This window comes from Pontibacter indicus, assembly GCF_900156345.1.
GTDB lineage: Bacteria > Bacteroidota > Bacteroidia > Cytophagales > Hymenobacteraceae > Pontibacter > Pontibacter indicus.
Window position 1 is genome coordinate 441,036 of record NZ_FTPP01000004.1, and the last position, 7,143, is coordinate 448,178.

General features: G+C 37.7%; 11 protein-coding genes. All 11 read left to right on the forward strand.

Annotated elements, in window-relative coordinates:
- The first annotated feature begins 11 nt into the window (after nucleotides 1-11).
- A complete protein-coding gene (locus B0B12_RS18820; protein WP_076672072.1) occupies nucleotides 12-488 on the forward strand; it encodes a DUF4348 domain-containing protein in 477 nt (158 codons plus the stop codon).
- 105 nt (nucleotides 489-593) lie between these two features.
- The gene (locus tag B0B12_RS18825; RefSeq protein WP_076672074.1) at nucleotides 594-1,175 is read left to right on the forward strand and encodes a hypothetical protein; all 582 of its coding nucleotides are present in this window, start codon (nucleotides 594-596) and stop codon (nucleotides 1,173-1,175) included.
- A gap of 90 nt (nucleotides 1,176-1,265) precedes the next feature.
- Nucleotides 1,266-1,823: a DUF2199 domain-containing protein gene (locus B0B12_RS18830; RefSeq protein WP_076672076.1), complete on the forward strand. Its 558-nt coding sequence runs from the start codon at nucleotides 1,266-1,268 to the stop codon at nucleotides 1,821-1,823.
- An 83-nt stretch (nucleotides 1,824-1,906) separates the two neighbouring features.
- Nucleotides 1,907-2,452 (forward strand): hypothetical protein, encoded by a 546-nt coding sequence (locus tag B0B12_RS18835; RefSeq protein ID WP_076672078.1) that lies wholly within the window; start codon nucleotides 1,907-1,909, stop codon nucleotides 2,450-2,452.
- Nucleotides 2,453-3,180: 728 nt separating this feature from the next.
- Nucleotides 3,181-3,597, forward strand: a complete 417-nt coding sequence (locus B0B12_RS18845) for a DUF3997 domain-containing protein (protein WP_083704308.1) — start codon at nucleotides 3,181-3,183, stop codon at nucleotides 3,595-3,597.
- Nucleotides 3,584-4,093 (forward strand): hypothetical protein, encoded by a 510-nt coding sequence (locus B0B12_RS18850; protein WP_170871915.1) that lies wholly within the window; start codon nucleotides 3,584-3,586, stop codon nucleotides 4,091-4,093. Before B0B12_RS18845 ends, B0B12_RS18850 begins: the two co-directional genes overlap by 14 nt.
- Before the next feature lie 83 nt (nucleotides 4,094-4,176).
- Nucleotides 4,177-4,557 (forward strand): hypothetical protein, encoded by a 381-nt coding sequence (locus B0B12_RS18855; protein WP_076672086.1) that lies wholly within the window; start codon nucleotides 4,177-4,179, stop codon nucleotides 4,555-4,557.
- Nucleotides 4,558-4,653: 96 nt separating this feature from the next.
- Nucleotides 4,654-5,184 carry a hypothetical protein gene (locus B0B12_RS18860; RefSeq protein WP_076672088.1) on the forward strand — a complete coding sequence of 177 codons (531 nt, stop codon included), beginning with the start codon at nucleotides 4,654-4,656 and terminating at the stop codon, nucleotides 5,182-5,184.
- A gap of 101 nt (nucleotides 5,185-5,285) precedes the next feature.
- Complete coding sequence (locus B0B12_RS18865; protein WP_076672090.1) at nucleotides 5,286-5,867, forward strand: hypothetical protein; 582 nt, start codon at nucleotides 5,286-5,288, stop codon at nucleotides 5,865-5,867.
- Between the two features lie 84 nt (nucleotides 5,868-5,951).
- On the forward strand, nucleotides 5,952-6,470 hold the full coding sequence (locus tag B0B12_RS18870; RefSeq protein WP_076672092.1) for a hypothetical protein: 519 nt from the start codon (nucleotides 5,952-5,954) through the stop codon (nucleotides 6,468-6,470).
- A 102-nt stretch (nucleotides 6,471-6,572) separates the two neighbouring features.
- Nucleotides 6,573-6,977: a hypothetical protein gene (locus B0B12_RS18875; RefSeq protein WP_076672094.1), complete on the forward strand. Its 405-nt coding sequence runs from the start codon at nucleotides 6,573-6,575 to the stop codon at nucleotides 6,975-6,977.
- Nucleotides 6,978-7,143: the final 166 nt, after the last annotated feature.

Consider the following 7,143-nt stretch of genomic DNA (forward strand, 5'->3'; position numbering starts at 1 on the left):
TAACTTAAATTATGAAGCTACTTTATCTTTCAATACTGCTTCTTTGCAGTGGGTGCGATAAGTCTCCTATCTCTTCTGAAGACCTAGAAGACACCGCTACAGAAACAGAAACTCTCAGGTTCAGTGATGGTGACTCTATAGATGTTCTCAATAAAGAAGTTAAAGGGGAAAAGGAAGACTTCGATAGCTTTTTCCCGAAGTTTTCGTCTGACTCGACCTTCCAGCTTTCAAGGGTAGAGTTTCCCTATAAAATAATACTAGTGGAAGATGAAGGGACTGTAACAAGGTACCTTGGAAAGAAAGATTGGTCATATGTAGACTTTTCTCAAATGCAAGTTGGAAAGCATCACCTCGAGAAGAAAGAAGAAAGCAACAATACAGTGACTGTGCTCTATACTTTAGAAGATACTGGCGTTTATATTTCTTATAAATTCAATAAAAAACAAGGCAAATGGATGTTAACTTCTATGGAAGATTCTTCTACTTAGACTAAGAAAAGCTTTGTACAACACAGCGCAACCCTTACCCTCGCTATGCTTCGGGCATCGGCTGCACTAATCCGTTAGACTTCATAAAATCAAGAATGACTCACAATGAAACAATTTGACTTCACTAAAGCATTATTGCTTATCTTTTTAATGCTCTTTACTGCCTGTAACAAAGACGCTCCAGTGCCAGTTGAGCCATATACTGGTAATGGATACATAAAAGGCAACTTAGGTTTAGATTACCTCAACTACACTGAGCCACTACTATTTCATGACGGAGACTCCTCCAGCCACTACTATAATCCCAATATAAATGGGGGGTTACTCATGTTTATGAGAGGCGGCAAATACCCCGACGAGCGCATTATGACTTTGATTATTAATGGTATTGATTTGGATAAACTTCCGATACCTACAGTAATCAACTCATCACAAACACAAGGGAGTAGACTTCAGGGAGCTTTGATGTTACGTGATTTTACAACTCCTGATAATATCACTATAGGAGGCCCTGAGGACAGTTACAATTTTGAAGGACAGACTCATAAGGATATTACCATACGGATAACCAGCAAAGCGAACGATATTATTGCAGGGAGCTTTGAGGGCAAGATAAAGAGTGGCTCAGGTTTGGAGATGGCTGTTACAGAAGGCGAGTTTAGAATCAAGATAGTAAGAAAAGAATAATGTTGTCTAACCATGTGTATACTTCATGCTTAGGCTACGCCTCGCACATCGTCTACACAAGACGTTGGGTGGTACTATAAGTCATGAAAATTGAAAGTCACTAAAGTAATAAACCAGTCAGGTCAGATAACTTATAAGTGTGCATGCTGCGGTATGGAGCTTGGCAATTTGCCGTTGACCTTTGGCAGTGACTACCCTGAATATTATTTTACTATTCCAGAAGAGGAAAGAGAAACAAGGATTGAAGAAACTAAAAGCTTATGTGTAGTTGACGAAGAATACTTCTTTATCCGTGGAAGGTTGACTATACCTATAATCGACTATGAAGAAGATCTAATATTCGATGTATGGACTACTTTAAGCGAAAAAAACTTCATCAGAACGAATGAATTGTGGAATGACACAGACAGAGTAAACGAGCCTCCATACTTTGGTTGGCTGCAAACATACGTTCCCACCTACGGCAATACCCTTAACATAAAAACTAAAGTCATCACACAGGAAGTCGGAGTCATACCTAAAGTAGTAGTGATAGAAGAAGACCACTCTCTTGCTCTCGACCAAACAAACGGGATAACTCTGGAAAAGGTATTAGCAATTATAACTGAAATCATACCTGACTTGCATCAGGAAACGAACAAAGAATAGCAACACCCAACAAGGTTTATACCCTATGCTTCGGCTGATGGCCTTGCACAAGGTATACACGAACACGTTGTGTTCAATTAGTAATGAAAGAAGGATACAAGTTTATAAAACTACCTGACGGAAGTGAACGAGAAATCGACTGGTCAGAGCTAAATCAGTTGAAGAAAGATATTCTATGGATTTTCGACGAGAATTTTGGTGACATTAGTAACGCTTTCGTTCCACCCAAATCTTTCACTTTGAAGTATTGGGAGTACCTGACTTTGGATGGAGATAAGTGGTTTTATGAAGAAGAAAAAACATTTTATCGACGTGGGGTACTTGTAGTTTTATTATGCCTTTGTTCTGAGTATGTTGATGTACCAGGTGGAAGCCAAGATGTGTTTCACCGTACGGAATTGCCAACTATTGCAAAATATGTTGAAGAATACTTTCCGAGAAACCAGCAAGAACAATTCATTAAGGATAAAATTTTAATAGGGTTGAGCATCGCGCGATCAATGACCGAAGACGATGTGAAAAATAATGAATTTATGCATGAAGACAATGACAGGTACTATCAAGACATCAACATTGTAGGCAATGCTTTCATTTTGGACTATTACAAATCAAAAATGAAGAATAACTAAACACAACCCAGTTCAGCCTTAACCCTTGCTACGCGGCGGGCTTCGGCTGCACCAATCCGTTGTGTGTAATGTAAAAGAACAAATAGAATAGATCATACTTGCTTTGCTGTTACCATCATGATAACTCTCATATTAGTCTGTATTACGCTAATTCTGGTTTGGGCAGCATATAGAATCATTAGGAAGACTACGAGCAATAGGACATCTATAATCATAACCAGTTTTCTAGTCCTGATTCTATCTTACTTTTTGTTTGCAAATTTTCACCCAACTACCCAATTCTACCTCGACGACTACAGGGAAAATACGAGTATCAAGCTTCCTGATTCGGCTGAACTGATTAATAAGCGGAGCAGTAGTTCATTTGGTGACTATAATATCTCATATGCAGTTAGACTAACTCCAAGTGACTATACATTGACATACAATAAACTTCTAGAGAAGGGATTCCAAGAGAATACAACATACTTGGAAACCTCGGAAAATGACTTCCTCCTTTCGCAGATCTCTAATGTTGGAATAGCAAACATTCTGGTTAAAGACTATAGATATAAAAATTATGAAATACTATTTATGGAGGACGGCAGAACAATAGTTTGCAACTCTAATAAATGGTAAAAACACTTCACACAACAAAACCTATAGTGCATTAAAATGCACCATAGCCAAATCCGTTGGGCTGTATTGAAACTATAGAAAATCTACTCATGATTTAATCAAAGAAAGAGGTGCTGAAAGTAAAGAATAGAATTGGCATACCACAGCTTTCGCTTTCTTTGGTTTGCTTGCTATTAACTTCATGCGGGGGCTGGCTATCTGACTCTACAGAAGATTTAGCAGGCAATTACAAGTATGTGTTTGAAAGCAGAGAGAATAGCTTAATCTATGGAGGAGTAAAAGAACAGAAGGTGATTCCTTGTACAGTTGAATCTTACGCATATAGTAGTGATTTCATATTGGCTCAACAGAAAGCAAGTAAGGAATGTGTTTTCCCACATAATATTGAGCAAGAAGAAGAGAGAATATACTTCTGGATTGTGGATATTAAAAATGACACACTGTATAGAGCAGACTCATGGGAAGCTTATGAAGAGAACCGAACTCGCTTACATGTGCCTGAAGAACTTCAGCTTGAAAAGAAATAACAAGGAAGAACAACATAGCCCAACAAGGTTTATACCCAATGCTTCGGCTAATAGCCTCGCACAAGGTATACACAAGCCGTTGTACCCAGTTAAAATTATGAAAGTAGAAGTTCTTCAAATAGATTGGTTTTTAGGAAAGGAACCTGCTGAAGGTACAATTACGGTAAAAGCAAAGGACGGCAGCCCTATATCTGCTTTTGCTTATGAAGAAGAGTTTACTGAAGGAGAAGTTGTTAACGTAGAGTTTGATTCGATTAATGATGACCTTGACTGGAATACTATTTTTGGCGAGAACAAGAACCAAGAAAAAAAGCTGGTAAAATCTATAAATGATTGGGAATACGAGGGGTACGGACAGATAAAATCTATTGAGCCTGTAGTTATTGACTTTGGAGATATAGAATTGGAAACAGGCAAATGGACATCTGATAAAAAAGTGGTTGGAGAGTTTGTCTACTGGAAAATCAACAGGCTTGATATAATTAAAATAGAATAACTAGGTACAACAACACCTATAAGGTAGCTAAGCCACCTTATAGCCAAGAACGTTAGCAGTAAGGCGCAAGTATAAAACTAACAATGAATAAAAAGTTTAAAATCATATTAGGAACTATAAGCCTAATAGTAGTAGGAATGGCTTTATTCATTGCAATCGGGCTTTATGGAATGGAGATTGAAGACAGATATGGTGACAATCAAGACATTTTTTACAGGTCTCGACAAGGGGACATCGTTGTCAATCATCAAACAAAGGAATTTGGGGAGATAAAGAAAACTTGGACCAGATTTTATGTAGTAAACAAACTAGATACAATCGACACAAATGACTGGTGGGACGATAAGAATATTGAGATTTATAAAGTAACCGACTTAGAACCTCTAGATAAGAGCTTTAACTATTCTGAATTCGAAAAACTGAAAGAAGAAGGAAAATTAGAGCTTAAAATGAAACTGAGGTAATGAAGAATCCCTACTGCTAACCACGCCCATAATCCAGCTACGCCGCCTTATGGCCAAGTCCGTTGGCATCAAAGCATAATTTATAAAACAGAACAAATGAAGTTTCTTCTAAAGCTAAAGCACTGGCAATTGTTTCTCCTCACATGGGGTTTACCAATGCTGGCAAACATCTTTACCTTCTCTCAACCTGAGTTAATCTTTCAGGTGTTTCCAATCATGATGGTGTTCTTTACCCTTGGGACTTTAGGATGGGTTTGGGCTATAGCTACAGAGTTGAATCAAAAGCTTCCATCAGATGTAAGGCTGAACTCAGGAAGATTTAAAATTTACTTCTCCGTTCCGATACTCTACATTTTGGGAATCAGCATATACATGGCTCTATTAATGAACGGTTCTGGAGATAGTACATATATGGCTATGGCTGGAATTGTTATAGTTGTATTACACCTACTTTCTATGGTCTTCATCTTTATGGGTTTACGGTTTGCTGCAAAGACAATAAAATCGGTCGAACTAGGACGAGTAGCAAAGTTCGGAGACTATGTGGGCGAGTTTTTCCTGATATTATTCTCTATCATCGGATACTGGGTGTTGCAGCCACGCCTCAATAGACTAATAGAGGAGTAAGAGAATCTCTCATGCCAACCCAGTGCAGCTTTAACCCTCGCTACGCTTCGGGCTTCTGCTGCACCAGACCGTTATGCGGCAATTAAGGAAATGAGAAAAGAATGAGTTTAGATATAAACGTTTTTACGAGAAACCTATCTGACGACCTAATTCCTAAAATTGTCGAAAGACTAAATGACTATGAAATGGTTGTTGAAGTACATCCTGACTTTTCCTTTAGCAGCCAAACAGGGTTTCTTCCATTCAAATTCCAATTAAAAAATCCTCCCCTTGAAATTCTTAAAAATAAGGATTTAATAAGTGGGTTCGAACTATACATTGACGACTTCAATCTGCAAGAAGAGAAGGAAAAGCTAAAACCAAAACTTAGTTTTTTTGATAAGTTGAAAGGTAAAAAAATAACAGAAGTTCAACTTGCAAGGCCTGAAATTGAAGATAAACTTAAGAATTATAATAAGGTTGTTTCTTTCGTTTGGCACGCAAGTGAAAGTTTTGAGTTTAGGTTCGCTTCTCTAACAAGCGCGATTTTAATTGAATTAACAGATGGCATTTGTTCCTATCCAGCGGATGATATTTGGTATGAAACAGAAGGTATAGTTGATAAGGCATTTAAGGAAATTAAAGAATATGAGCAGTCTCTAAATAAAAAAGAGATAAAGTATCATGAATTTGAAGGATGGTAAAAAAGAATAACGCCGCATAACCACACCCATAAGCCAGCTACGCCGCCTGATGGCTCAGTACGTTGGATGTAAGTAAAACTATAAATGAAGTCTATCCTTTACATAATTTTCTTGCTTGCGATTCCATCAGTAGTAAATGGACAGGTCTTCTATGAACAAATAGCCTTTGACTATTTTAAAGAAGTGGTTTCAGATTCAGTTTACGGTAATAAAACACTATTTAAAATAGAACCTGAGATAGTAGAATACAGCCCCATTTACCGACCAGTCTGCCACCAGAACGACGTCTTCAGACAAGACTGGAAGAACTTGTTTTCTAAAGATTCTTCAGGTATAAAATCCATTGAAAGTATAAATAAGAACTATAAATCTCTTGCTCCCTCTGTTGATAACAGCAAGTTTCCTAAACCGAATTTTAAGACAAAAACAGGCATATGGAAACAAGCAAGAAAAGTGAATGTGTCAGAACCAGTAATCTTAAAAGAAGACGTCTATATTGTTACTATCATGGTTCATAAACCATATGGCCTTGATAATTTCTATATTGAAGTCAGCAAAGCTGGTGAAGTCACTAAATGGTGTAAAGGGGGAGTTGTTTATTAAAAAAGAAAAATACCTTCATCCAACAAGGTTCATAATTTAGGCAGCAGCTACGCTTAGCCCACATTATGCACGAAACCGTTGGAGTGCATGTGAAAGTATAGAATGGAAATAAAGAACTCTATCATACTAGACGAAACTGACAAACTCCTATTGCTTCACAAGTGGGAAACGACTTTTCTAATAGATAAAAGAAGTAATTCTGTTCTGATGCAAGAAGAATACGTTGGAGACCCGACATGCGGAAAAATAGATAAAGGCAATCAATGGGCTGTCGTAGCTGGTGACCACCTAACAGTTTGGAATGAAGGGAACATAAGAGTTGTAGATGAACTGGCTGACATACATTCAATAAGAACAAAAAATGCTGACACTATAGAAGTCTTGATTGACCCATGGAATACCAAATCATCGGTATGGGAGGTAAATGTTCTGACTCTTGAAAAATTAAAAATCAGGGACTTTTTAGAGTATAGAGACAAACCTTATACAGAAGAAGTGAACTGGTAGAAACACGAAACGCCAACAAGGTTTATACCTTATGCTTCGGCTGAAGGCCTTGCACACGGCATACACAAGACGTTGGTTTTAACATGAATTATGAAAAAAGGAGCTTTACTTGTTGTACTGGTGCAGTTAGCTATACTTACTACAGGATTAGCTCAAACATCTCCTT

Bases quoted from the DNA above. Each gene is read 5' to 3' on its own strand.
- B0B12_RS18820 (WP_076672072.1), top strand. From the start codon at position 12: ATGAAGCTACTTTATCTTTCAATACTGCTTCTTTGCAGTGGGTGCGAT.
- B0B12_RS18825 (WP_076672074.1), top strand. From the start codon at position 594: ATGAAACAATTTGACTTCACTAAAGCATTATTGCTTATCTTTTTAATG.
- B0B12_RS18835 (WP_076672078.1), top strand. From the start codon at position 1,907: ATGAAAGAAGGATACAAGTTTATAAAACTACCTGACGGAAGTGAACGA.
- B0B12_RS18855 (WP_076672086.1), top strand. From the start codon at position 4,177: ATGAATAAAAAGTTTAAAATCATATTAGGAACTATAAGCCTAATAGTA.
- B0B12_RS18860 (WP_076672088.1), top strand. From the start codon at position 4,654: ATGAAGTTTCTTCTAAAGCTAAAGCACTGGCAATTGTTTCTCCTCACA.
- B0B12_RS18865 (WP_076672090.1), top strand. From the start codon at position 5,286: ATGAGTTTAGATATAAACGTTTTTACGAGAAACCTATCTGACGACCTA.
- B0B12_RS18870 (WP_076672092.1), top strand. From the start codon at position 5,952: ATGAAGTCTATCCTTTACATAATTTTCTTGCTTGCGATTCCATCAGTA.
- B0B12_RS18875 (WP_076672094.1), top strand. From the start codon at position 6,573: ATGGAAATAAAGAACTCTATCATACTAGACGAAACTGACAAACTCCTA.